This is a genomic window from Vibrio sp. 1557 (assembly GCF_033340175.1).
Taxonomy (GTDB): Bacteria; Pseudomonadota; Gammaproteobacteria; order Enterobacterales; family Vibrionaceae; genus Vibrio; species Vibrio alginolyticus.
The window spans coordinates 309,539-332,755 of record NZ_JAWOVZ010000002.1; the positions used below are offsets into that span (position 1 = coordinate 309,539).

At 43.8% G+C, this 23,217-nt stretch carries 28 protein-coding genes; 26 read left to right on the forward strand and 2 right to left on the reverse strand.

Going from position 1 to position 23,217, the window contains the following annotated elements; all coding sequences use genetic code 11:
• Window positions 1–51 precede the first annotated feature (51 nt).
• From R7070_RS04725 to R7070_RS04765, 9 genes are all read left to right on the forward strand, one after another.
• Window positions 52–195, forward strand: a complete 144-nt coding sequence (locus R7070_RS04725; RefSeq protein WP_318141138.1) for a hypothetical protein — start codon at window positions 52–54, stop codon at window positions 193–195.
• Complete coding sequence (locus R7070_RS04730) at window positions 195–2,381, forward strand: hypothetical protein (RefSeq protein WP_318141139.1); 2,187 nt, start codon at window positions 195–197, stop codon at window positions 2,379–2,381. Before R7070_RS04725 ends, R7070_RS04730 begins: the two co-directional genes overlap by 1 nt.
• Complete coding sequence (locus tag R7070_RS04735; protein WP_318141140.1) at window positions 2,371–2,844, forward strand: hypothetical protein; 474 nt, start codon at window positions 2,371–2,373, stop codon at window positions 2,842–2,844. Before R7070_RS04730 ends, R7070_RS04735 begins: the two co-directional genes overlap by 11 nt.
• Window positions 2,844–5,558, forward strand: coding sequence for a hypothetical protein (locus tag R7070_RS04740; RefSeq protein WP_318141141.1), 2,715 nt, complete (start codon window positions 2,844–2,846; stop codon window positions 5,556–5,558). The genes R7070_RS04735 and R7070_RS04740 overlap by 1 nt, the downstream gene beginning before the upstream one ends.
• On the forward strand, window positions 5,537–5,896 hold the full coding sequence (locus R7070_RS04745) for a hypothetical protein (protein WP_318141142.1): 360 nt from the start codon (window positions 5,537–5,539) through the stop codon (window positions 5,894–5,896). Before R7070_RS04740 ends, R7070_RS04745 begins: the two co-directional genes overlap by 22 nt.
• A 138-nt stretch (window positions 5,897–6,034) precedes the next feature.
• Window positions 6,035–6,523 (forward strand): DUF1833 family protein, encoded by a 489-nt coding sequence (locus R7070_RS04750; protein ID WP_318141143.1) that lies wholly within the window; start codon window positions 6,035–6,037, stop codon window positions 6,521–6,523.
• Between the two features lie 17 nt (window positions 6,524–6,540).
• Window positions 6,541–6,963, forward strand: a complete 423-nt coding sequence (locus tag R7070_RS04755) for a hypothetical protein (RefSeq protein ID WP_318141144.1) — start codon at window positions 6,541–6,543, stop codon at window positions 6,961–6,963.
• A complete protein-coding gene (locus tag R7070_RS04760; RefSeq protein WP_318141145.1) occupies window positions 6,938–9,637 on the forward strand; it encodes a host specificity factor TipJ family phage tail protein in 2,700 nt (899 codons plus the stop codon). The genes R7070_RS04755 and R7070_RS04760 overlap by 26 nt, the downstream gene beginning before the upstream one ends.
• A gap of 95 nt (window positions 9,638–9,732) precedes the next feature.
• Window positions 9,733–10,410 (forward strand): hypothetical protein, encoded by a 678-nt coding sequence (locus R7070_RS04765; protein ID WP_318141146.1) that lies wholly within the window; start codon window positions 9,733–9,735, stop codon window positions 10,408–10,410.
• Window positions 10,411–10,767: 357 nt separating this feature from the next.
• On the opposite strand, the gene R7070_RS04770 is transcribed toward R7070_RS04765, so the two are convergent.
• Complete coding sequence (locus R7070_RS04770) at window positions 10,768–11,739, reverse strand: integron integrase (RefSeq protein WP_318141147.1); 972 nt, start codon at window positions 11,737–11,739, stop codon at window positions 10,768–10,770.
• Window positions 11,740–12,036: 297 nt separating this feature from the next.
• Here R7070_RS04770 and R7070_RS04775 point away from each other — a divergent pair, with 297 nt between their 5' ends.
• From R7070_RS04775 to R7070_RS04790, 4 genes are all read left to right on the forward strand, one after another.
• Entirely contained in the window at window positions 12,037–12,315 is a 279-nt protein-coding gene (locus R7070_RS04775; protein WP_020840791.1) for a hypothetical protein, read from the forward strand.
• A 144-nt stretch (window positions 12,316–12,459) separates the two neighbouring features.
• The gene (locus R7070_RS04780) at window positions 12,460–12,879 is read left to right on the forward strand and encodes a hypothetical protein (protein WP_318141148.1); all 420 of its coding nucleotides are present in this window, start codon (window positions 12,460–12,462) and stop codon (window positions 12,877–12,879) included.
• A 169-nt stretch (window positions 12,880–13,048) separates the two neighbouring features.
• Window positions 13,049–13,504, forward strand: coding sequence for an NUDIX domain-containing protein (locus tag R7070_RS04785; protein WP_021485023.1), 456 nt, complete (start codon window positions 13,049–13,051; stop codon window positions 13,502–13,504).
• Window positions 13,505–13,642: 138 nt separating this feature from the next.
• On the forward strand, window positions 13,643–13,942 hold the full coding sequence (locus tag R7070_RS04790) for a hypothetical protein (protein ID WP_158163333.1): 300 nt from the start codon (window positions 13,643–13,645) through the stop codon (window positions 13,940–13,942).
• 228 nt (window positions 13,943–14,170) lie between these two features.
• On the opposite strand, the gene R7070_RS04800 is transcribed toward R7070_RS04790, so the two are convergent.
• Complete coding sequence (locus tag R7070_RS04800; protein WP_318141149.1) at window positions 14,171–14,332, reverse strand: hypothetical protein; 162 nt, start codon at window positions 14,330–14,332, stop codon at window positions 14,171–14,173.
• A gap of 837 nt (window positions 14,333–15,169) precedes the next feature.
• Here R7070_RS04800 and R7070_RS04805 point away from each other — a divergent pair.
• From R7070_RS04805 to R7070_RS04865, 13 genes are all read left to right on the forward strand, one after another.
• Window positions 15,170–15,454, forward strand: coding sequence for a MazG nucleotide pyrophosphohydrolase domain-containing protein (locus R7070_RS04805; protein ID WP_025794344.1), 285 nt, complete (start codon window positions 15,170–15,172; stop codon window positions 15,452–15,454).
• A gap of 145 nt (window positions 15,455–15,599) precedes the next feature.
• Complete coding sequence (locus R7070_RS04810) at window positions 15,600–15,932, forward strand: energy transducer TonB (protein ID WP_318141150.1); 333 nt, start codon at window positions 15,600–15,602, stop codon at window positions 15,930–15,932.
• Window positions 15,933–16,087: 155 nt separating this feature from the next.
• The gene (locus R7070_RS04815; protein WP_031781297.1) at window positions 16,088–16,498 is read left to right on the forward strand and encodes a cytidine deaminase; all 411 of its coding nucleotides are present in this window, start codon (window positions 16,088–16,090) and stop codon (window positions 16,496–16,498) included.
• A gap of 127 nt (window positions 16,499–16,625) precedes the next feature.
• Window positions 16,626–17,264, forward strand: coding sequence for a class I SAM-dependent methyltransferase (locus tag R7070_RS04820; RefSeq protein ID WP_042524094.1), 639 nt, complete (start codon window positions 16,626–16,628; stop codon window positions 17,262–17,264).
• Window positions 17,265–17,441: 177 nt separating this feature from the next.
• Window positions 17,442–17,867 (forward strand): N-acetyltransferase, encoded by a 426-nt coding sequence (locus R7070_RS04825; RefSeq protein ID WP_031776680.1) that lies wholly within the window; start codon window positions 17,442–17,444, stop codon window positions 17,865–17,867.
• 136 nt (window positions 17,868–18,003) lie between these two features.
• A complete protein-coding gene (locus R7070_RS04830) occupies window positions 18,004–18,420 on the forward strand; it encodes a lysozyme inhibitor LprI family protein (RefSeq protein ID WP_017821968.1) in 417 nt (138 codons plus the stop codon).
• 159 nt (window positions 18,421–18,579) lie between these two features.
• Window positions 18,580–19,020, forward strand: coding sequence for a hypothetical protein (locus tag R7070_RS04835; protein WP_318141151.1), 441 nt, complete (start codon window positions 18,580–18,582; stop codon window positions 19,018–19,020).
• Window positions 19,021–19,179: 159 nt separating this feature from the next.
• A complete protein-coding gene (locus R7070_RS04840) occupies window positions 19,180–19,839 on the forward strand; it encodes a hypothetical protein (protein WP_258478078.1) in 660 nt (219 codons plus the stop codon).
• Window positions 19,840–20,470: 631 nt separating this feature from the next.
• Complete coding sequence (locus tag R7070_RS04845; protein WP_054574715.1) at window positions 20,471–20,989, forward strand: GNAT family N-acetyltransferase; 519 nt, start codon at window positions 20,471–20,473, stop codon at window positions 20,987–20,989.
• A 232-nt stretch (window positions 20,990–21,221) separates the two neighbouring features.
• Window positions 21,222–21,566: an antibiotic biosynthesis monooxygenase gene (locus tag R7070_RS04850; protein ID WP_318141152.1), complete on the forward strand. Its 345-nt coding sequence runs from the start codon at window positions 21,222–21,224 to the stop codon at window positions 21,564–21,566.
• 149 nt (window positions 21,567–21,715) lie between these two features.
• Complete coding sequence (locus R7070_RS04855) at window positions 21,716–22,222, forward strand: AAA family ATPase (RefSeq protein ID WP_318141153.1); 507 nt, start codon at window positions 21,716–21,718, stop codon at window positions 22,220–22,222.
• Window positions 22,223–22,358: 136 nt separating this feature from the next.
• A complete protein-coding gene (gene yqfB, locus R7070_RS04860; RefSeq protein ID WP_318141154.1) occupies window positions 22,359–22,673 on the forward strand; it encodes a N(4)-acetylcytidine aminohydrolase in 315 nt (104 codons plus the stop codon).
• Window positions 22,674–22,848: 175 nt separating this feature from the next.
• Window positions 22,849–23,214, forward strand: coding sequence for a hypothetical protein (locus R7070_RS04865; RefSeq protein WP_029790596.1), 366 nt, complete (start codon window positions 22,849–22,851; stop codon window positions 23,212–23,214).
• The last annotated feature ends 3 nt before the right edge of the window (window positions 23,215–23,217 follow it).

Below are 23,217 nucleotides of genomic sequence, written 5' to 3' on the forward strand. Positions count from 1 at the left end.
GATCCTCGCCTCTTATACCACAGCGTGGACAGCGAGTTAATGGCGCTATGGATGGCCCATTTCGCCTTAAAACGCGAAGCGGCCGGAGTGAACCAGTCTGGCTCTAGCCATGGCAACGACACCCCACAAAGCCGAATCCTTGATTATAAAAACGTTGACCAACAGGTGAACGTCTGCGAAAGGCTGCTCTTGTAATGTCAGATATTGCCAAACTTACCGTGGCGCTGTATGCCAACAGCGCCCAGTTCACCAGTGAATTGCAAAAATCGCAGAAAAAAGCCAAAAACTGGTCTGACTCGATCAGTAAAACCATGTCGATAGCAGCGAAAGCCACCGCAGGTGCTGCCGTTGCTGCCGCTGGTTCTCTGGCATTAGTGTATAACCAGCAAGCGGCCCTGATAGACCAAACGGCTAAGTTTGCGGATCGCATTGGTATTTCCACTGAAGCATTAACCCAGTTCCGTCATGCCAGTGAATTAACGGGTGTTGGGGCTAAAAACCTCGACATGTCATTGCAACGTATGACCCGCCGTATTGCTGAGGCGGCCACTGGCAGTGGTGAAGCGGCGCCAGCTCTAAAACAATTGGGTTTGGATGCGCAAGCGCTTGGCCAGATGACGCCAGATCAGCAACTGTACACACTGGCGGATGCTTTCACTCAGGTGGAAAGCCAGTCAGAACGTGTGCGCCTGGCATTTAAGTTGTTTGACTCCGAAGGCGTTGGCATGGTGAACATGTTAGCCGGCGGATCCGATGGCTTAAGAACCATGGCTGATGAAGCCGATAGACTTGGCGTTACGCTGTCACGCATCGATGCCGCTAAAGTCGAAATGGCTAACGACGCCATGTATAAAGTCGGCGTTACGACGACCGCACTAAAGCAGGAAATTACTACCCAACTCGCCCCGATAGTGGCGGCTCTGGCTGAAGAGTTTGTGGCGTATTCCCAGCAGTTTGGTGGCATGAACAACATGGTGGCTGAGGGTATCCACAGCACAGTCAGTGGCATTGGCTTTATGGCCGATTCATTGCGTGGTGTTCAGCTAATCATTGACGGTATGACCGTTGCGTGGGATGGATTCAAGCTTGGTTTTATGGTGGCTTCACAGGCTATCACTACCGGCTTGCATGAGCTTGGGCAGTTTCTGTTTAAAGTCATCATTTCGCCACTTCAAGGGGTGTTGGATTTAGCGGGGAACTTCAGTGATGAAGCCGCCAATATGGCCGCCTCTTTGCGTCAGTTCTCTAACATGCCACCACCACAGTTGTTTGATGCGGCAACGGTCACTCAAGCCAAACTTGACCTGAACCAATCCCTTTGGGAATTGCGTGATCTCGCCAGTCAGCCGTTACCTTCAGAGGGCATTGAATCCTGGTACCAAAATACCAAGGCAAGATTTGAACAGCTGGCCAAGGACTATGCTGGCAGCATCAACTATAACACCCCAGATGCTACGCCACTACCAAGCGCAGACGGCGCCAAGGAAGACCCAGCGGTTACGGCCTTTAAAAATGCCACTGACCAGCTGGAAACGGAATGGCAACGCCGTTTAGCCATTAACGCCGCTGGCGATCAGGCTGATTTTACTCGTGAGTCATTCGCCTATGACGACCGCATGGCGCGCCTGTCTGAGCAGTTCCAAGCCGCTTATGAAGCAGCTGCGAACAACCAGGCCATGCAACAGCAGCTGGAAGATCAGTATTTTGCCAGCCGTGAACTGTTATGGCAGCAGCACCAGAACAACATTGCGGATATTGAGAAGAAGTCAGCTAAAGCCCGCCATGCGGCTCAGATTGTACAGCTTCGCAATTATTCCGATTTGTTTGGCAATATGGCCGATGTGGCTGGCGCATTCGCTGGTAAACAGTCAGGCATCTTTAAGGCCATGTTTGCTGCGTCAAAAGCGTTTTCTATTGCTGAATCTATCATCAAGATCCAGCAAGGCATTGCGAACGCGGCCGCGCTTCCGTTCCCTGCGAACATTGGCGCCATGGCGAGTGTTGCGTCAACCACCGCTGGCATTGTCAGCACCATAAAAGGCACCAACTTACAAGGCATGGCCCATGACGGGATCAGCAGTGTCCCGAATGAGGGTACCTGGCTGTTGGATAAAGGCGAGCGGGTTTATACCAATGACAGCGCTAAGCAGTTGGATCAGATGTATGCGTCAGTGATGGCGGGGAAATCTGGCCAAAGTAGCCCTGCCAATGTCGTCGTAAACCTGATCGAAGATGCCAGTCGAGCAGGAACGGTGGAGCAATCGAGCGACGGTGACATGGTCACCTTAGATGTTAGGGTTGCCAAGCTCCTTCAATCGTCATCCACGCAAACCGCACAGGTCATGCAAACCCGATACAGGACACAGCAATATGGCAGTTAAATTTACCTATCCCGACATGTTGCCAGTGCCGTTGTTGTCTGGGTATAGCCTCAACCAGAAACCCAGCGTGATAGCGACCGAGTTCAGCACCGGTCGCACCCGCGCCCGGCAGATAAAAAACCGACCTAGCACCATGAAAGCGACCTGGCGCATTGATGAGTCAGAAGCCGAGATGTTTGAAAGCGCGCTCGAAAACTGGCTGTTAGGTCGTTGGTTTCTGATCACCATCAAGCTTCCACGAAGTACACGACTTCAGGAAGTGGAAGCCCTGATCACCAAAGACCCGCGAGATAACCGCAAGCCAACCAGTAACACCTTAAAACACTGGGATTACACCGGCGAATTATTAATTAAACCGTTGCCACAAATGGACGAAGGCATCCTGCTGGACACCATGCTGGCCCCGAACACCTTTGCTGAGCTCATTGCTCAACTAGAAATCACCATGATGGAGTTACCTTAATGTCCAGTTTTCCAGATTTATTAACCTCTTTTGACGACGCAGTGCAAGCACTAAAAGTCAAACTGAGTCAGGATTCATCAAAGTCCATTACTTATAACGGTGAGGTCATTCAGTCCATTGCTAAAGATCTGGATGATAAATGGGCAGCGATTCAGGCGTTGGTTGATTCAGCGTTGGCATTTGAAACTAAAGTATTGATGGATGCCTATACACCAACCGCGTCTGAAGAAGGTTTTTTTCCATTGGCAAAGACCTGGAACGATACTGATATCAATAATGGTATGTATGGTTGGAATGGCGTCGCTTGGGTCAAATCATCATATGACCCAGTACAAAGAATGATTGATGCAGGCTATCGTCGTAATGAGGGGTCTCATGCGCCAATGCAAGCACGGGAGCGTGACGGAGTCACATCGGGTCCTCATGCCGAAATGCTCAATACACTGATTGATGTAAAAGTCATTGGTGCCAAAGAGGGCAAATTATACCGTATCGAATGGATGGGTAACGGGGCGGATAATTGGCGTCCAGAAGATCGTTATAACGTCCTTATTTATGAGTATGAGGAAGCGAACTATGGTACAGATAGCGCTAATGGTCGAAGAGCCTTACAAGGTTTAAATCAGGGCGACTTTTCAACTATTAACCCAATTAACGGTGTGGTTACACGATATTTCCGGTGCCAGGGTGATGAATCAATCGCAGTTCTTGTATCTCACATGCCCGAAAAAATATCAGGTGAGTCTGTTTCATGGAACAGCGAGGGATACGCTGGTTATTCATGGATTATCGACCCAATAAATTATGTATATTCACCTGTTAATGATTACCTACAGGAAGACATCAGTGGGAAGTTCGATGAAGTCAATGGAAAGTTAGATGAAATCGATGGGAAGCTCGGTAATGGCGTGAGCTCTTTAAACGCGGGTGTTAATTTCCCGATGACGCCGATGGTTAGGGATGGAATAACGTCAGAATCAGACCCGATTATGCTCAATGCGTTTTTGGACATTAAAGTTTATAACTCGGAACCAAATAAATACTACCGTGTAGAATGGCTTGGCCATAACTCGGAGGCGGTTTCGTCAGTCGATAAATTTCAAATCATAGTAGCAGAGTATGACTCTGAATACTTCGGAAGTGATTCTAACGCCAACCGTTTTGAACTTCATGGTTTAGGTGATACTCAGGGTGATGAAGTTCCATCCGGTCAAATCATCACCAGAACCATAACTTGTGCTAAGAAGCCTTCGGTAAAAGTAAAGTTGACGTATGATACATCAGCATTATCCGATACGAATATATGGAATTCAGAATCTACAAGTGGCTACTCTTGGGTCATTGACCCTAGCAATTATATAGAGGCCGTGCCATCCATCGAGAGTTCTAATAAGGGATTATATGCCCCGCTCGAAGTGGCGGCGCGAGATGGTGAAACAACACAGGGAACGATACTCGCTAAAAATACTTTGTTAGATTGCAAAATATACGGAGCAAAGCCAGGAAAACTCTATAAATTGGAATGGTTGGGCGGTGGTGTTGAAATTCTGGGGAAAAATCGTTACGACGTCCTTATAGATGAATATGACGCCACGACATACGCAACTGATTCACAGTCCGGCCGCCGTAGTATTTTTCAATTACAGGATTTCGAAGTAGGTGATGGGTATTTAGAACAACCTCAAGGTGATACTTTTACGCAGGTGCTAACCAGTAAGCGAGATCCTAGCATTACTGTATCGGTGACCTATGACTCTACACTAATTGAAGGCTCACAGTTGGCAATGAACTCAACTAGTAGTCAAGATTATACGTCAATAATTTCCCCTAAAAATTACTTATATACAACACCAGGTGATAGTGACGATAAATCACCAAATGGCCATCTTTCGGTCAGACATACACAAGGTGGTGTTGTGGAGGTGGTATGTAATCATGGCTCAGAGCGCTGTAAGGTGATGATTGATCAGCGCGGGCCGAATAGTCTTATGGCTATTTGGTCTTACTATATTTCGCCAATTAAAGACGGTGGTTTTGATCAAGGCTTTGTCTTAAAAACAGGCGGTTCGAGCGATTGGATTGGTTCGTGGTCGATGCAGGCCGCCCAAAATGGTAACGGCAATGGGATAGGTTGGTCAGGCGGTAGTCATGATGCAACAAGTTCAGGCTCCACCGGCGACCCGTCCGCGCAAACTGACAGTTACGAGGTTTACACGGAGTTTGGTGATCTTCATATCGCTGAAAACTCAGAAGATATTGTCAATTGCAATACGGTCTCGGTAACTGTCCATAACTCATTGTATGCTCATAACACAGTGCCGAAAACTGGTTTTACAGAGCGCTTTGTACTTAAAGAAATTGTGACATACACATTCAAGGCACTACCTGATGGTTCAGGAGTAACTGTTAACGTGACGCTTGAAGCAGAACCGCTAGAGAAGATAGAAATCGGGACGTATTACGGACTACAAATTCATGCAGGAGGGCTTGATTCTTTTTGGTTCCCTGGTTGCGAACAAGCGGAGCGATGGCCTAAAGACATGGCCACTAATTCAGGAGTGAAATCGACCTATAACAAAATAGACCGATTTACCGCCATCAGTAACGATAGTAAGTATTGTGTTATTGGTTGGGTTGATCCGAATTTCGGCATTGCCAGAATAATCGACCGTATTTACCTGAAACAGATTTTATGGGTATTGCTTCTAGTCTGAATAAGCTTTATCACAAATTGATTCGGGAAAGTGGTGGTTACCTTGTTCCTTTTGAGGCTGGCGAGCTTATTACCTGGAGAGGGTCATATACCTTTACCACAGGGAAGTATGAAGGGGCTAACCTGTCATACATCATTAATAATGTGAGTGGTCTGCTGCTTGGTGTTGAAAATGTAGGCGCTTTTTCTGGTCGAATCCCTACAGTAAATTTTATTAGAGGTTTGTCACTTGAGAAAGTTACTCTCTCAGATGGTGTTACGGAAAATACCGAAGTTCTTGCGGGTGGGCTTCATCTCAACGCCACAAAGTCAGGTGGTGCATCTTATAAAGTGAAGTAACCATGAAAGTTATAGTGGTTAGGTTCTATTTTCCCTCCGCTATTACCTAGCATTCGCCGCGCCATCGATGACTGATGGCGCGTAGCGAATGCCCATGACTATCTCGATCCAGTCCATTCTTAAAACGAGATTTATCCTATGTCTCAAGCCCTAAAACAATACCACGCTAGTGCGGGTGATGATGACGAATTCATTACCCTGCAATTAACCTCAACCGCTTTTGTCACTCGTTATCTGGTTTCGGCATTTGAGGATATTATCGCCGCCCTTGAAGACGCCACTCTGGTGACCTTTGAAGCGGCGGGACTGGCGGTGAACCTTCCAAAGTCGGCCACTGGTGCTGAAATGGAATTGCAGTTCGGTATCGATAACGTCACCGGTGAAGCGCGCCAGCTGATAGAGGCTGCGCGCAAAGCCGGCGCGGATGTATTTATTACCCTACGGAAGTATATGGCCTCGGATCTGACGTCGCCTGCTTCCAAACCAATAAAATTCAAAGTCACCACAGCATCGACCACGCGCACTAATTGCAGTGCGTCCGCTGGTATCGGCTATCTCAGTAACAGTGCCTGGCCGCGTCCTCGATTTACCACCGAATACGCACCAGGGCTGGCGACCATATCGTAACGATTAAAAGGTTTTCTATGAACACAGAGGAAATTATCAGCACAGCGCTGAGCGTCCCTTATGTGCCTGGTGGTCGCGATCTGGATGGTTGGGATTGCTATGGAGCTGTTCGTTGGCTGCATGATCAATTCAATGGCATTTTAATGCCTGAGTTTCCCGCGCTCAGCCATAAAGATGCTCTGGTTACCCAGCGTGCAGCCTGGTCCCTGCATGATTACGTTGATGAGTGTAATTTTCAGCCATTGGCGTTGGCGGCACAATACAAAGGCCGCCGTTGGGTCCATACCGGATTTGTTCTGCCTGACCGTCGCATCATTCACGCTTATGACGACAGCAACAAAACCACTATCCACCGGCGCAGCATGTTTGAAATGCTCGCGCCTGTTACCAAGTATTACCAATGGAAGACATTAGATGGCCACACTGATTGTTTATCCTGATGCGGCTGATGTGACGGTTCGGGAAATTAACCAGATCAACGAAACCACATTTAAAGCCTATCTTGACCGCCATATCCCAGACTGGGATAAAGGGCCAACGGGACATAAGTTAAAGAACCCTCGCTTTGTGGCCACGATTAATGGTCAGGCATTTAATCCAAAAGAGTGGGCGAACCGAGTGTTACTTGATAGTGACACCATTGATGTCGTGCTTCCTCCTAAAGGTCTTACTCCAATCGAATGGGTAGTGATCGCGGTATCGGTACTCAGTGCCGCTTATTCTGCTTACTCGATGAACAACATGAACCAGTTGGGTTCTAACTCCAGCACGGTGCCCACCGGCAAAAACATCTATGACATTAACGTCCAGGTGAATAAGGCGGAGCTAATGGGCGTCCGACCTGAGTGGTTTGGCCGTCACCAGTCCGTGCCGAGTTACCTTTGCAGCCCGTATAAGTATTACAACGAGAACAATGAACAGGTTCTTGCCCTGATGCTGCATGTAGGGGAGGGGCATTACCAGATATCCTCAACCGGATTGACCATTGCCGGAACGCCCATCAGCCGACTGAGTGACGACGCGAACTGGCAGATTTTTGAACCTGGTCAAGATGTCTCGACGCATGAAGCTCATAAGAACATCTACACCGCCGAAGAGGTTGGCGGGACGGACAGTACCAGCGGTTTGGATTTTATCGGCCCAAGCACCTCGGTATCATTTGGATCCGAAGATGCTGACATGGCGTTGATCCTGAGTGACGACACCGTGCTTATTCAGGAACGTATTACACGCACCGTTTATAATGGTGGTGACCGTGATAATGAAACGACGAGTTACTGGAAAAACAAAAATCTCAATTGGGCAGATGGCACCACGTTTACCATCACCGGTATTTCATCCACGTCAGTCCTGATTGATGACATTGTTGAGATCGTCGACAGCGGTAACGATGAAACGACAGGGGAACCACTGCCAGATAAGATTGTTGGTAAGGGGTTTAGCGTCCTTAGCGTCAATCAGGAAATCCAGCTATCTGGCGCGGGTTCGAATGATTCCACCTATTTAGCGGTACCGTTATCAGACACTGAACTAACTTTCAAAGACCTGGAAGGTAATGATGTTATCGACCTAACGCCCGCGCCGAGTGTGACTATTAAGATCACCACAACCAGCACAGATGATGGTCTTTATCAGATTGTTTCCACCGACTCTGATTATAAGATGACCGTCATTCGTGTGGGTGATCCAGACTGGACTGGCTTTATTGGCGGCACGTATAGCAACTCGATTTCATTGGATGTAACCAGCGACACGCTGCCAGACTACCAGCTGGGGCCGTATGTTGGATGCCCTGAAGGATACACCACCGATTACATTGAAATTGACATGCTACGCAGCTCGGGGTGGGGGCGATACGACAGTAAAGGCCGGTTGCAAAACCACACGGTGGACTGGGAGGTTTGGGTCCGTGATGCCGATGTAGGAGAACTCGATACCTGGCAGGTGTTCCCATTCACCTATACAGAAAAGAGTTTCGACCAGGTTGGCCAAACTCACCCGATCACGCTACCAAGCTCGATACGTCCCGAGGTGATGCTGGTCAGGAAAACCAAATCGTATGATGACACCAAGTACCTGGATAAACTTCAGTGGATGCGCCTGAAATGTAAACTGCCCACGGCGACCAGCTACGCGACCAGCACGACGCTGGCAATCTCGATTCGGTCCGATTCCAACCTTTCATCGTCAGCGACTAACAAGATCAAGGTATTGCAAACCCGCAAACTGCCGGTACCCGATGGTGCGGGCGGATGGACAGAAGAACTGTACGCCACACGAGATATTGCCCCCGCCGTGCGCTATATCGTGCATAATTCTGGCGGGTCAGATGATGACATCGATATGGATGAATTGCTGTGGATGCATGACAACGTGTGGTCACCAAACGAGGAGTATTTCGACGGCGGCTTTGTCGATGCTGGGACCGTTTACTCCGCTCTAAAAACCGCCTTGCAGGCTGGCATGGCCGAGTTTTGTTTCGACATTGGCAAAATTCTGCCTAAGCGTCTGTTTGAGAAAACCGGTGCAGGTCATGTCTATACGCCAGACGTCATGATCGGAGACGGGTTAACCATCACCACCACACTGTATGACCCCGACGAAAACGAGGGTTTAATAGTGTATTACATGGATCCGACTGACTGGACAACCAGCAGCGTTAAGTGTTGGCTAGGCGATAAGAACGCGATCACCAAATGGGGAGAGCTGGAGCTTACCAAAGGCGTGACATCAGAAACGCGCGCCTGGCGTATTGGAATGCGAATGCTGCGCCGTTCTAAGGGTGAGAAAATAAATTATTCGTTTAACACTGAAATGGATGCGCTCAATTCTACCTACCTTGACTATGCAGAGCTGTGTGATGACTTGCCGAACTTTGGCCAGTTTGGTGAGGTGGTCGACTGGCAAGTGGTTCGAAACAGCAACGATGAATTAGTGGCTAAAATTACCGTAGATCGGGACTTAGAGTGGACGGTGGGCGAACCTCACTATATGACCATTCGACGTCATGATGGCACCGGCAATGGGCCTTTTGTTGCGACGAACTACGTCGCCGATATATTTAAAGACGATAACAACACCCCGCCAGCCCTTGGTGTTACATGGTGGGAGTAGTTCGTTTCTAATACTAGCTGGATAAGTTTGAATTGCGTTGCAGCTGGTATTCAGAGAGTATAATGTTCGGCAGTGTTTTTTTGTAGGTATATAAAATGTATAAAAAATTATCGTTACTAGCTCTCCCTTTACTTATTGCTGGCTGTAGTACACCTAAATACAATTACGTTCCAGAGCGAACTGCGTTCAGCATCCCTGAGCTTAATAGTAAAGTTTCTTCAGGGCTTGGTGAGCCATTACTTGATCAAGGAATAGCAACCAAAAGAGATGTTCTTTATATCGAGAAAGAGACAGGGCTAGCTGCCTATAAAGTTGTTCCGGGTAAACTTTTTAAATCTGGTGAAGATGCTAATTATGAGTACTTTACGCAGGATATAGCTTCAGGTTTTAGTATTTACGCAGGCCTGTTGGTGTCTTCTCCTGCATCTACAGCGACTCTAAAGCTTAATAAAGGCACGGGGGAATTTTGTATCATTCGACCAGCAGATATAGATATCTGCGGTGATATCGAAACATCGCGTAAAAAAGAAGATTTTCTAACTAATGATAGTTTCCGACGCACATTAATTTACAGTGGGCGTGTTGGTGACAAACTGAAGATCAGCTACCGTGAATTTAATAATAATATGGCACGCTCTGCGTTCAGTACGGAAGTTGAGTATGATTTGAGTGATAGTAATGTCATTGGTTATGCAGGTGCTAGGCTTGAGGTAATCAAAGCTACTAACACCGAAATTGTTTACCGAGTTATCAAAAACTTCAACACGCTGTAATAATTCATACAACAATAAGGCTTCAAGGTTTTTTACTGAAGGCAATGCTCTGCATTGCAGCCCTAAAGTTTCTGTCCAGAAATGAGCTGAAGAAGATCATTGGATCTTCTTCAGTTCCCGCCCAACCTGCTGAGCTGAGTAACTAACATTAACGTTCACATGTGTGATGGAGCTGTTGGCATACAGATGTTTGAAACCAAATGAAAGGAGACTAGTAGTATAGAAAAATGGGGCAAATTTGGGGCAGTAGTGGGGCAAATTAAGCATGCAATTTTGAAGATTTAGGGTTTGCTGTGATCATTCAAGAATTTAAGATGAGCAAGTAGATGTGATGCAGCCTGTTGTAACATATTGATTTTAAATTGTTTGTTTTAATTCCACTAATTGCGGCGCACTTTTGTGGTTGACATGATGAACTGCAGTGTAGATTTGCGTGGTTTTTACATCAGTATGCCCTAATTGTTCCTGAACAGTTCTAATGTCTGCGCCAGATTCCAATAAATGCGTGGCAAAACTGTGTCTTAGTGTGTGGCAAGTTACAGTTTTCTCAATGCTTGCGTCGCTTGCCGCGCGCTTTACAGCTCTTTGTATTGCGCTTTCATTGATATGATGCCTTCTGAGTTCACCAGTGTCTCGATCTGCGCTTAACTTTGTTGATGGAAACAAAAAGTGCCAGTTAAAATCTAGCTCCGCTTTTGGGTATTTACGTCGTAAACCTTCAGAGATATATACGCCCGCATAACCAGGCATGTGCCTATCTTTAAAGTAGTAGTTTCTTGCTAAATTAACTTGAGCTTTGAGTGGTTCATGTAGTTCTTTGGCTAATGTGACTGTACGATTTTTACCTCCTTTTCCTTGCCAAACGCGAACTGCACCATAATCATAATCGATGTCTTGAACTCTTAAGCGTAAACATTCCATAACTCGAAGCCCGGAGCCGTAAAGTAGCTGAATATGGAGTCTATACCTCGGGTCGATATGCTGAACGAATCTTCGGATCTCCTCCCTGGTTAACACAACGGGAAGTTTCTTTTCGGTCAAGGATTTCTGAAATCTCATATCAAGTGATAGTGGGGTTTTAAAATAATCACGATATAAAAATGATATTGAGTTCAGCGCCAAAGCTTGCGTTTTTACCGCAACTTTTTCTTCTACCGCTAAGTAACTCAGAAATTGAATGACATCATCTTCTGCTAGTGTTGAGGGGTGGGCGAGCTGGTGAAAAGTGATAAAACGTTTTATCCAAAAAAGATAACTTTCGATAGTTTTATTCGCATAATGACGAGTAAGCATGTGCTCTTTTACACTAAGTAAAAACTGACTTTTCATGATAAATTAACCTGTTTATTTATACAGCTCCGTTAATGTATCACCACTTTTGAAATTAGCGTGCTGTGCGCCGCCTAATTGCGCGCGCCACCACACATATTCATACTGTTTTTCTATTTGTTTCATGCATATAAGTGCTACGATTGATAGCGCTTTTGATAAGAAAGAAGGCGGTAGCCTGCCAGAAAAACGGCAAATCGCCGTATAGAAAGCGTTAGGCGACATGAGATAAACGATAGAGTAGTGATAGTACCTTGGCGTGAATCTAGCTTCAGTTAATTGAAAAGGAGTGGATTAATGAATGGTAAAGCATTTGATAATTGGCAAAAATCGCGAAAGAAAGGATGTTTAAATTGGCTTTTCAGAACCACTTTCGTCACAGCCATTTTGTACATGATTTTTAATGTTATTTTCCTTTATCCATCTTCTGATGCGGCAAGCATTACGATTTTCTTATCGGATAATGCTCTTAATTACTCAATTTACACGATCGGGATGTTTTTCGCATTTTGGGCTATTTGGCTATACAACGAATCTTCGTATGAGAAAGAAGTTAAACGTAGAAATGTCGCCTAACAAACTGTTCAAGAGGGATTCGCAACGCGTGGCATTTTCACTATGCGTTGGTTTTAGTGTTTAAGGTGGTATGCGGCGGCTTCGGTATTGCATTGCTCACCCCTTAACAGGGCGTTATATTGCTCTTCATATCTAGGGGAAATTTTGAAATTAAGCAGCCATAAATTACTCAAGTTAATCATTAATTCTCGTGAAATTACCCTTCAGGAGTTAGAGCCATTTATTAAGAAAAAGTTTGGTGATTATCGAGACTATTTTCCATTAGCAAGCCTGATAACTAATGGCTTTGTTGCCTGCGAACTTAGAAACTCAGAGGGTAAACTACATGAAGAAAAGTTACTAGCTTCAATCCTTTATGCTAAGGCAACCGGTGTAGAAAAGGTTAATAACTTCAATAATACTGGTGGTAAAAGTAACTGTGTTTTCACAATGACCGCCAAAACCGAACTGTACTTTGATGAACTGCTAGCGAAGCGTTCTGAAAGGTTTTTTACAGCGTTAGTCAGTATTATTGTCGGTGTCGCATCAGCCCTGATTACGTTAGGCATAAAATCTCAAATTTAGCCTAACGTCATCAATATAACAAAGCGTTTAAGACGGATTCCCAACGCTCGGCATTTTCGGTTTGATTCAGCTTAAGTGTTTACGGCACAATGGTTTAAGTAAGGTGGTATGCGTTGCTCACCACTTAACGCGGCGTTATGCCACTTTTATACGATAAGGACGAATCTAGATGCAATATGGAATTCAGCATCATATCGAGGTTACAGCAAAAGCTGCTGGAGCTGTGATTTTTAACCAACACGATGAAGTGCTATTGGTTCAAGAACTAACCGGTTCTAAGAAAGGTTTATGGCATATACCATCAGGCAGTGTTGAATCTACAGAAATTCCTCAAGAAGCTGCACTTAGAGAAATTGTAGAAGAAACAGGTTTAGAAGTTGTTTTAGATACCTACCTAAACACTTATGTGGGACGTTTTGATGACGGTGACTTAGTATTACGTCACGTTTGGGTTACAGAAGTGGAAAACCAAGCAATAAAGCCAAAATTTAGTCATGAAATAGGCCGCGCAAACTTCTTCTCGCTCGCTGAAGTACAGGCGTTGTATGCTCAATCCAAATTGCGGATGCATCATACGCTTCTAATGATCAATGATGCTTATGCCCAGCGCGGAAAATTGGCATAACAAACTGTTCAAGAGGGATTCCCAACGCTTGGCGGTTTGATGCTAAATTTAGTAAAAGTGTTTACGGTGTCAATGCTTCAGTAAGGTGGTTAGCGTTGCTCACCCCTTAACAGGGCGTTAGAGCGCAGGAGAAGAAATATGAATATGACCGATATAATTGAATACATGTCATATCTTATCGCCGGCATTATTATCGCTCCCTTCGGCTTTATGTTGTTTAAAGAATTAATCGGTAAAGATCGTAAGACGGTCACAGATGAAGTGAAATCTACAGTTGGAGACGAATCGAGAAAGTTTCTGGGTGGTAGATATGGTGATGCAGTTGTAGGTCAGTTTGTAGAGTTTAAACTGATAATAGCGATAGGTTTGCCATTAGTTCTATTTCTAGGGATCTCTTCCTTGGTAAATTCTCTTTTGAAAGTTCTGTTCAATCTGTGAGTTGCGCTCTAACAAACTGTTCAAGAGGGATTCGCAACGCGTGGCATTTTTACTATGCGTTGGCTTTAGTGTTTAAGGTGGTATGCGGCGGCTTTGGTATTGCGTTGCTCACCCCTTAACAGGGCGTTATGTTTAGTTGAAATTCAAAGACTTAAAGCTCTTAGGCTCTAGTTCTTTGTCCCTCTGGTAGTCCGTCCCTAGTAGACTCAGCAAATCCGCATTGTCGGTCTAAGTTCTTGCATCTCTCAGCCCGTAAAACATGCCAATGTTCGCGGGTTGCTTCATTGTCAGGTCGTGGCAGTCGGCTTCTTGTTTAACTGGCTCAAAGTCGCTTTCAGGTTCATTACCAAGCAGCATTTCAGCTTGGCAGTTGCCTCGGCAAATTACCATTGTTTTGCGCTTTGGTTGGAAAGATAGGGCGTTTGTTGAAGCTTAGTTGGGTTGCCTCATTGGGCAGGGAAGTGGAATTACTGGTTTTGGGTTAGTCGCTTTTGGCGGCCAAGTTGGTTATAGCCTTGTGGTTTGCTTCAGAAAACTAGTCAGAAATAGTAGTTCTTTCTCAATTAAGTCAGTAACTTGTGGTAAAACATAACAAACAATTCAACAGTGATTCGCAACGCTTGGCGCTCTCACTTCGGGTTGAGTTAAGTGTTTACAGCGCAGTGTTCAAGTTCAGTGTATGCGCTGCTCACACGTTAATTGGGCGTTAGTTGCCAAGGCGAAAAACGTAGCTTAAACAGAATGTTTAGAGTTAAAGTCAGTGTGTTTTTGGTGGGGTTTCGTACTTCAATTTTGAATCGTTCGGGTTTATGAAAGTCGTTCTCAGGTTTCTTTTGTGGTTGGATTTTCTGCTTCAGAAACCGATTTACTTGTTGAAAGTCAGCTTTGTAATATTGTCTTCTCAAAAGATCTTTTGGTGTTGTTAGTCCGCTTTCTACGGCGCTATCTGTTCCAAGTGGTTTCAGTGACAGGCGCTTTGGATCTTGGCCTGATTTTATTTTTTCAACGTACGTAAAGTTAGTGTTGGCAAAGCTGCATTTAACTTCAAATCAAAGCTTTAGGCTTGGCAACTAACAAAGCATTTAAGAGGGATTCACAACGCTAGGCAGTTTTGGTTTGAATTAGCTTAAGTGTTTACGGCACAATGGTTTAGGTCGGGTGAAATGCGTTGTTCACCCCTTAATGCGGCGTTATACGCTTTATGGAAAATGATACAAAAAGGACGTTATGAAGTTATCTGAGTTACAAAGTCATATAAAAGAATTCGATTATGCGCCAGAGCAATCTGGACACTATTTTTTAAAATTAATCGAAGAAGTTGGCGAATTATCGGAATCTATTCGCAAAGGTAAAAGTGGGCAACCAACGCTAGATGAACTTAAAGGTTCAATCGCAGAAGAGTTATATGACGTCTTGTATTATGTTTGTGCTTTAGCCAATATTCACGGTGTAAACCTTGAGAAAACGCATGAACTAAAAGAAGTTTTGAACAAGGTTAAGTACAACCGCTAGAACGCGTATAACAAATTGTTCAAGAGGGATTCAGCACGCGTGGCATTTTTACTATGCGTTGGCTGAAGTGATTAAGGTGGTATGCGGTAGCATCGGTGTTGCGTGCTTCACCCCTTAACAAGGCGTTATGTGTCAGAGAAAGATTATGAGATTTTTGAAACTATTTATCTTGATTTTAGTAACAGGCTGTTCAAGTTCTATAGAAAACACTCTCTCATCTGAATATTTAGATCTAGAGCCAACAGAGTTTGTACTTCCGAGATATCCCAAAGTTGCAGTGGAAAGCAACCTATCAGGATATGTGGTCATGACGTTTAACATCAATAAGCAAGGGGATGTGACTGATATTGTTGTAATTGAATCCGCCCCAAAGGGCGTCTTTGAAAAGGCAGCTGTAGAAGCGTTGTCAAAATGGAAATATGAACCACTCAAAGATGTTGAACTTATTGCTCAAAAAAAATTAGTCTTTAAAATCTGACACATAACAAATTGTTCAAGAGTGATTCGGCACGCGTGGCATTTTTACTATGCGTCAAGTTTAGTAGTTAAGGTGGTATGCGGAGGCTTCGGTATTGCGTGCCTCACACCTTAACAAGGCGTTATAGCGCTCGATAAAATTGAATATGGATGGTCATGGATAATATCGAAAAAGAGCTCTATCAAGCAGCAATAGAACTAGTAAATATGCGATATCCTTCTGGTTGGGGTGGAGCTGCGGCTGTTAGAACAGAGTCAGGAAAAATATTAACAAGCATTGCTCCTGATACTAAAAACGATACTCTTTCACTATGCATGGAAGTGGGAGCGTATTTAGAGGCTCACAAACTCAATGAGCGAGTGACCCACTCATTATGCTTGTGTCGTGAGAGCGAGAACGATGAATTTCTAATCTTGTCACCATGCGGAGTTTGCCAAGAGCGCCTTGTCCATTGGGGTGGGGATGTCAAAGCAGCAATTACGACTCCAGAGAATGCATTGGTTTTCAAAACTATACGAGAATTAATGCCTCATCATTGGTCACTTGTAAACGGCAAAGCGCTATAACAAACTGTTTAAGAGTGATTCGCAACGCGTGGCATTTTTACTATGCGGTGGTTTAAGTGTTTAAGGTGGCATGCGGCAGCATCGGTATTGCGTTGCTCACACCTTAACAGGGCGTTAGCAGTCAAGGATGAATATGAAACAAAACTACCAAGTTCATGAAGACATGTATGTTGAAGCTCGCGAAGCTGGCTGGGAAGGTTGGGGTGGCAACGAGCGAATGTCTAAAGCAGTTTTAGTTGAGCGTTTTCTCGAGCTATTTAAACGAACGGTGCAAGGTAAACTGCTCGAACTAGGTTGCGGTGAAGGACATCATTGCAGAGCTTTCCAGAAGTTAGGCTTTGAGGTGGCAGGTATAGATATTTCACCAACCGCAATTGAATGGGCAAAGGAAAAAGCCAGAGCAACAGGAGTCGAGGGTAATTATTATTTAGCGGACCTAACGGTAGCGTCTCTTGAACTTCCAGAACGTTATGATGTTGTTATTGACGGTAATTGCTTGCATTGCATTATCGGTGCAGATCGAGTCATATTTTTGAGTCATGTTTATCGTTCACTGTCTGAAAACGGGGTATTTTTTGTCAGTAGCTTGTGCTCTAAAAATGAAATTAGCTATGAAACTTATAGGGATGGCAGTCCATATCGTCATGTTACCTCTGAAAGTGATCTAGTTGTTGAACTAGAGAAAGCAGGGTTCCAAGTGCTTCATGTCAGTGTCTATGAGCGTGAAACTTCAAACCACATAACGGTGTATGCGATAAAAGCATAATTTTGTGTAGAAAAAACTGCTAACAAATTGTTCAAGAGTGATTCGGCACGCGTGGCATTTTTGCTATGCGTCAGGTTTAGTGGTTAGGGTGTTATGCGGAGGGTTCGGTATTGCGTGCCTCACACCTTAACAAGGCGTTATATTGCCCCGATAAATTCGGCTATCTAGAGCTTTAAAATGATAAGAAAGTACAACGAAAATGACATGGATTCAGTTCTCGAGATTTGGCTTAATGCTTCAGTTAAAGCTCATGATTTCATCTCAGCTGAGTTCTGGGAATCTCAAGTGGAGAACATGCGCAATCTCTACATTCCAGCTTCAGACACTTACGTTTACGAAGCAGAGTCGAAAGTAGTCGGTTTTTACGCACTGTATGAAAATAGCTTAGCTGCTATATTCGTGTCCCCTGAGCTTCAAGGTAAAGGCATTGGTAAGCAACTATTGAGTCATGCTAAAGCTCAAAGAGCAGTATTAAGCCTTTCTGTATACAAGGATAATCAGGCTAGTTATCAGTTCTATTTGTCCCAAGGGTTTAAAGTAGTTAGCGAACAATTGGATGAGCATACCGGACACCCAGAGTACACAATGAGTTCGGGCATATAACAAACTGTTCAAGAGGGATTCGCAACGCATGGCATTTTCACTATGCGTTGATTTTAGTGTTTAAGGTGGTTTGCGGCGGCTTTTGAATTGCGTTGCTCACCCCTTAACAGGGCGTTATGTGCTTTAGGAGAAAACGATGAATAAGTGTCTAATCATCATATTAGCTAGTCTTTCATTTGGTGCTCTTGCTGAAGAAGAGTCCATTGACTGTAATAATGCGATGACCACAATCGAGATAAACCAATGTACTGCTATTGAACTAGAGTCAGCACAAGTTAAATTAGACAAATATCTAAACACTAGCTTTGAGCACAACTCTCATGACCCAGAACTGATCGCAGCAATTAAGCTTGCTCAACAGGATTGGCAAGCATATATGTCCTCTCACTGTGATTCGGTTTATACGCAATGGCGTGATGGAACTATTCGTGGAGTTATGGCGATATCGTGCAAAACTAAGTTAACTAAGCAAAGAACGCACGAGTTATGGGAAAACTTTTTAACTTATATGGACAGTACACCACCAGTTTTACCGGAGCCAAGTGTAGAGTAGGTTTCAATCACGCACATAACAAACTGTTCAAGAGTGATTCGCAACGCGTGGCATTTTTGCTATGCGTTGAATTTAGTGATTAAGGTGGTATGCGGGGGCTTCGGTATTGCGTTGCTCACACCTTAACAGGGCGTTATACGCTAATGAGAAGTTGAGATTATGAAAGACAAGATTCCATGGAGCGATATTGCAGATATTGCTACGAGTGTAGGCGCAGTGATCGGCTTGGTCTCGGTCGTTATCACTGCTATCGGTGTTTTATTCGCGCTTAAACAGTTGAAAGTTACACAAAATATTGCGCAGACAGAGTTTGAAAATTCTATAGACCAACAATATCGGCAGATAATACAAAATATTCCTGTTGATATCCTGATAGGTAAGGACCACATAGCCCAAGGTGATGTGAGAGAGCTGATTTTCAATTACCTCGATTTGTGCAATGAACAAATATATTTGTACAGCAAAAGTAGAATCAGCGAGGAACGTTGGGGCGATTGGAGTTCTGGTATTAAGTTAAATTTGCAAAACAAAGCTTTTTTATCAGTTAGAGATGGAGCTTCATTGACCTATCTAGAAGACTTCTTAGCTGGTAGCTTTTAAACCAAGTTGAAACGCGTATAACAAGGCGTTTAAGGCGGATTCACAACGCTTGGCGATCTCAGTTTAAGTTTAATTTAGTGTTTAAGGTACAATGGTTTAGGTTTGGTGGTAGGCGTTGTTCACCACTTAACGCGGCGTTAAGCATCAAAGGAGGAAATTTTGGATAAACAACAAGTTGTAGATATTGTGAAGGAAGTGGTCGATTATCAATTAATTGATAGTTGGGCTTATCTAATTCTTTTTATTTGTACCGGTCTTGGTGCATATCTTGGTACGCGAATAAAGAAACAAGCGGAAATTACCACAACGAACAATAACTTTACGACTTTACTAGATCAACAAAAGAAGTTGGCTAAAGATATTGGGGATATTAAAAGTGAAATGGAGCGTGGTAATATAAAGTATCAAATAAAACTTGCTGATTATAATGCTAAGTCGCTTGAATCTATCGAATTAGTGTATGGGAAGTTGGTTAAGATTAAGAGCATTTCTCGTGATCTTTCTTATGTTCAAACTCCAGAGTTAGCACAAGATTTATATGATTCGATCGGTGATTTTCGTTCGTGCTTTGATTTAAAGCGAATCTGGATTCCTATAGAACTTGCGACAAAAATTGAGAACGTAGCAATAGAGTTGGGTAATAAGGCAACGGTGTTTGTTGGTGTGAGTAAATCAACACAGATGTCTCATCGTTTAACTGAAGCTCAAGTGGAAAGAGTATTTTCTACGCAAGAAGAGTTTTATAGTTACATGAGCAATGATGTAACAATCGTTTTTGATAATCTTTTAGACATGATAATGGAAAGTGCAACGGAATAGATGCTTAACAATCTGTTTAAGAGTGATTCGGCACGCGTGGCATTTTTACCATGCGTTAGGTTTAGGGTTTAAGGTGGTATGCGGAGGCTACGGTATTGCGTGCCTCACACCTTAACAAGGCGTTAGTTGCCAACGAGAAAAACGCAGCTAAAACAAAATATTTAGGGCTAAGGTCCGTGTGTTTTTGGCTCGGTTTTCGTATTTCAACTTCTAGTAATTTGGGTTTGTAAAATCGTGCGTTGGTTTCTTTTGTGGTTGGACTCTATATTTCAGAAACCGGTTTATATGTTGAAAGTTAGCTCTGTAACATTGTTTGTCCAAAGGCGCTTTTTGGTGTTGTTAGCCCGTTTTCTACGGCGTTGTTTGTTCCAAGTGGTTTCAGTGACAGGCGCTTTGAAACCGCGCCTGATTTGAGTCTTTCAAAGCACGCAAAATCATTGTTGGCAAAGCGGTAATAAACTCCAAATCTTAGCCTTGGGTTTGGCAACTAACAATGCATTCAAGAGGGATTCACAACGCTTGGCAGTTTTGGTTTGAATCAGCTTTAGTGTTTACGGCACAATGGTTTAGTTTGGGTGGAATGCGTTGTTCACCCCTTAATGCGGCGTTATGTAACAAGGAAAGGTCGAGCATGGAAATACTTACGACTAGACTGAAAATGACTCAAATTACGGACAAAGATTGGGAACTATTTGAGTCTTTACATCGTGAGCCTGCTGTTATTAGCTTATGTTTCGATGAACCATCGCCTTTAGAAATAAAAGAAAGATTTGATTCAAGGCTTCCTCTGTGGTCTAAAGCTTCAAAAAACTGGCTATGCCTTACAATGACTGTACGGGAAACTGGTGAAAAAATTGGTGTCACTGGCTTTCACCTTATCGATGGCGTTGCAGATGTTGGGTATTTAATTCTTCCTCAATATCACGGTCTCGGGTTTGGTACAGAATCATTGAAAGCATTAATCAATTGGGCTTTCTATGAGCAAGCGATTCAGGAATTTAGCGCAGTAGTTACAGAAGGTAATGTGGGTTCAGAGAAGGTGCTCATTAAAAGTGGCTTTGCTCTCAAAACAGTAGTACCAAACGCCTACAAAATTGGCGGTAAATTGTATGCTGATCGGATTTATTGCTTAGAAGATATTGTTACATAACAAAGCGTTTAAGGCAGATTCGCAACGCGTGGCATTTTTGGTTCTATTCAGCTTAAGTGTTTATGGCACAATAGCTTAGGTTCAGTGGTAGCGTTGCTCACTACTTAACGCGGCGTTATGTGAATGGCGAAAAATCACAGAATCTAATCTCTAACTTCTTGCTACAACTCATATTTACAGCATCTCCAATTCGGTAAAATGCTCGAATATATTAGTCGTAGTCTAGTGAGTTATGATCGCAGTAATTATTGAAGTACAGGTAGCAGAGGGTAAAACTTCTGAATATCTAGATATTGCAAGTGAACTAAAACCGCAGCTATCAGATATTGATGGTTTTATCTCAATCGAACGTTTCCAAAGTCTAACAAATGACAGCAAGGTTCTATCTTTGTCATTTTGGCGTGACGAAAAAGCAATTCAAGAGTGGCGTAATCTGGAATCTCATCGATTTGCTCAATTAAAAGGTCGTAGTGGTGTTTTTGAAAGCTACAGACTCAGAGTTGCGGGTGTCATCAGAGACTATGGCATGGACATACGTTCAGAAGCCCCAAAAGATAGTATCGACGCACACGGCTAAAATTCACATAACAAACTGTTCAAGAGGGATTCGCAACGCGTGGCATTTTTACTATGTGTTGAATTTAGTGATTAAGGCGGTATACGGCAGCTTCGGTATTGCGTTGCTCACCCCTTAACAGAGCGTTATATGCAAGGAATGGAGGTCAATTGAATTATCCTATTTTATACATATTTTCGGGTCTCCCAGCTTCAGGTAAATCGACTCTTGCTAAGCTGTTAGCGACTAAAGCGGGTGCTACGTATGTTCGCATTGATACAGTAGAGCAAGGGCTTCGAGATCTTTGTAACTTCAAAGTTGAAGGTGAAGGGTATCGTTTAAGCTACCGTATAATCAGAGACAACTTAGAGCTTGGGATTAGCTGTATCTCAGACTCTTGTAATCCTATCGAGCTTACACGACGTGAGTGGCAGGAAGTCGCAGAAAGTGTGGGGGCTAAATTCATCAATATTGAAATTAGTTGCTCAGATAGCAGCGAACACGAACAAAGAGTTATCACTCGTAGAAGTGAAGTAACAAATCTAAAGTTACCTGACTGGAAACAAGTGCAGAACCGCCATTACGAAGCTTGGAAAGCCGATGTAATCAAAATAGACACGGCAGGCAAAAGTATTGAAATGGCTTTCGCAGAACTATCTGAAAAGCTAGGCGTGTGAAATTGCATATAACAAAGCATTTAAGAGTGATTCGCAACGCTTGGCAGTTTCGCTTCGCTCAAGTATAGCCAAACGCTGCTCACACCTTAATGCGGCGTTATATGCTTGGAAGAATCTGTAAGGAAGCAGGTGTTTAATGGTGAGCAAAATTACATTTTTCACAAGGCTTGAGCGCCAGATTCTTTCTGGTAAAAAGACTGCAACGATTAGGGATCAATCTGAAAGCCATTATTACCCAGGGCAGGTTGTTGAAGCATTTACTCACGAAGATGAGCGGAAAATCTGTAGACTAGAAATTGTCGGTGTTGAGCATGTGAACTTTGATAAACTCAAAAGAAAGCACGCAAAAGCAGAAAATCTTCCATTTGTGTTCATGCTCAAATGGATTTTGCGAAAGATATATCCGGCAGAAAAGAGCTTGTGTTTTATTAGCTTCAAAGTCGTTGACTAACAAGTCTGCAAGTTATGAAACCCCTTGAGCCACGCATATAACAAACTGTTCAAGAGGGATTCGCAACGCGTGGCATTTTCACTATGCGTTGAATTTAGTGATTAAGGTGGTATGCGGCGGCTTTTGTATTGCGTTGCTCACCCCTTAACAGGGCGTTATGTGTTCGGAGGAAATCATGGGAAGACGTTACAGGCGAAGATCAAACGGTTCTGCGATAGTCAGTGACTCAGTTTATATAGCGGCTAGGTTACCTTGGTGGGCTGCAATTTGCTTCGGGTTTATATCTTTCCTCATCTTCTACTTCGGCTTTCCTGCATTTCTTGAGAGCAAGGCATCAGAAATGAGCGCTAGTGCTTTTTCACAAGCTTTTGAGTCGATCTTCATGCGTCGAATTCACTGGTTTGAATGGCTTGGAATAGCTTGTGGTTTAATTGGTGTGTTTTTTGGTTTTCGTAACTATGCAATATCGTCTCATGCAGGGTATGAAGAGCGTGGGCTAATTACGTTTCTAGCTAAAATTATCAGTAGAAACATCAACTAACAC

Bases quoted from the DNA above. Each gene is read 5' to 3' on its own strand.
- R7070_RS04735 (WP_318141140.1), top strand. From the start codon at position 2,371: ATGGCAGTTAAATTTACCTATCCCGACATGTTGCCAGTGCCGTTGTTG.
- R7070_RS04785 (WP_021485023.1), top strand. From the start codon at position 13,049: ATGCAATATGGAATTCAGCATCATATCGAGGTTACAGCAAAAGCTGCT.
- R7070_RS04825 (WP_031776680.1), top strand. From the start codon at position 17,442: ATGATAAGAAAGTACAACGAAAATGACATGGATTCAGTTCTCGAGATT.
- R7070_RS04755 (WP_318141144.1), top strand. From the start codon at position 6,541: ATGAACACAGAGGAAATTATCAGCACAGCGCTGAGCGTCCCTTATGTG.
- R7070_RS04775 (WP_020840791.1), top strand. From the start codon at position 12,037: ATGAATGGTAAAGCATTTGATAATTGGCAAAAATCGCGAAAGAAAGGA.
- R7070_RS04815 (WP_031781297.1), top strand. From the start codon at position 16,088: ATGGATAATATCGAAAAAGAGCTCTATCAAGCAGCAATAGAACTAGTA.
- R7070_RS04850 (WP_318141152.1), top strand. From the start codon at position 21,222: ATGATCGCAGTAATTATTGAAGTACAGGTAGCAGAGGGTAAAACTTCT.
- R7070_RS04790 (WP_158163333.1), top strand. From the start codon at position 13,643: ATGAATATGACCGATATAATTGAATACATGTCATATCTTATCGCCGGC.
- R7070_RS04765 (WP_318141146.1), top strand. From the start codon at position 9,733: ATGTATAAAAAATTATCGTTACTAGCTCTCCCTTTACTTATTGCTGGC.
- R7070_RS04800 (WP_318141149.1), bottom strand. From the start codon at position 14,332: ATGGTAATTTGCCGAGGCAACTGCCAAGCTGAAATGCTGCTTGGTAAT.
- R7070_RS04810 (WP_318141150.1), top strand. From the start codon at position 15,600: ATGAGATTTTTGAAACTATTTATCTTGATTTTAGTAACAGGCTGTTCA.
- R7070_RS04820 (WP_042524094.1), top strand. From the start codon at position 16,626: ATGAATATGAAACAAAACTACCAAGTTCATGAAGACATGTATGTTGAA.
- yqfB (WP_318141154.1), top strand. From the start codon at position 22,359: ATGGTGAGCAAAATTACATTTTTCACAAGGCTTGAGCGCCAGATTCTT.
- R7070_RS04845 (WP_054574715.1), top strand. From the start codon at position 20,471: ATGGAAATACTTACGACTAGACTGAAAATGACTCAAATTACGGACAAA.
- R7070_RS04745 (WP_318141142.1), top strand. From the start codon at position 5,537: ATGGGTATTGCTTCTAGTCTGAATAAGCTTTATCACAAATTGATTCGG.
- R7070_RS04725 (WP_318141138.1), top strand. From the start codon at position 52: ATGGCCCATTTCGCCTTAAAACGCGAAGCGGCCGGAGTGAACCAGTCT.
- R7070_RS04760 (WP_318141145.1), top strand. From the start codon at position 6,938: ATGGCCACACTGATTGTTTATCCTGATGCGGCTGATGTGACGGTTCGG.
- R7070_RS04835 (WP_318141151.1), top strand. From the start codon at position 18,580: ATGAAAGACAAGATTCCATGGAGCGATATTGCAGATATTGCTACGAGT.
- R7070_RS04730 (WP_318141139.1), top strand. From the start codon at position 195: ATGTCAGATATTGCCAAACTTACCGTGGCGCTGTATGCCAACAGCGCC.
- R7070_RS04770 (WP_318141147.1), bottom strand. From the start codon at position 11,739: ATGAAAAGTCAGTTTTTACTTAGTGTAAAAGAGCACATGCTTACTCGT.
- R7070_RS04865 (WP_029790596.1), top strand. From the start codon at position 22,849: ATGGGAAGACGTTACAGGCGAAGATCAAACGGTTCTGCGATAGTCAGT.
- R7070_RS04750 (WP_318141143.1), top strand. From the start codon at position 6,035: ATGTCTCAAGCCCTAAAACAATACCACGCTAGTGCGGGTGATGATGAC.
- R7070_RS04740 (WP_318141141.1), top strand. From the start codon at position 2,844: ATGTCCAGTTTTCCAGATTTATTAACCTCTTTTGACGACGCAGTGCAA.
- R7070_RS04805 (WP_025794344.1), top strand. From the start codon at position 15,170: ATGAAGTTATCTGAGTTACAAAGTCATATAAAAGAATTCGATTATGCG.
- R7070_RS04830 (WP_017821968.1), top strand. From the start codon at position 18,004: ATGAATAAGTGTCTAATCATCATATTAGCTAGTCTTTCATTTGGTGCT.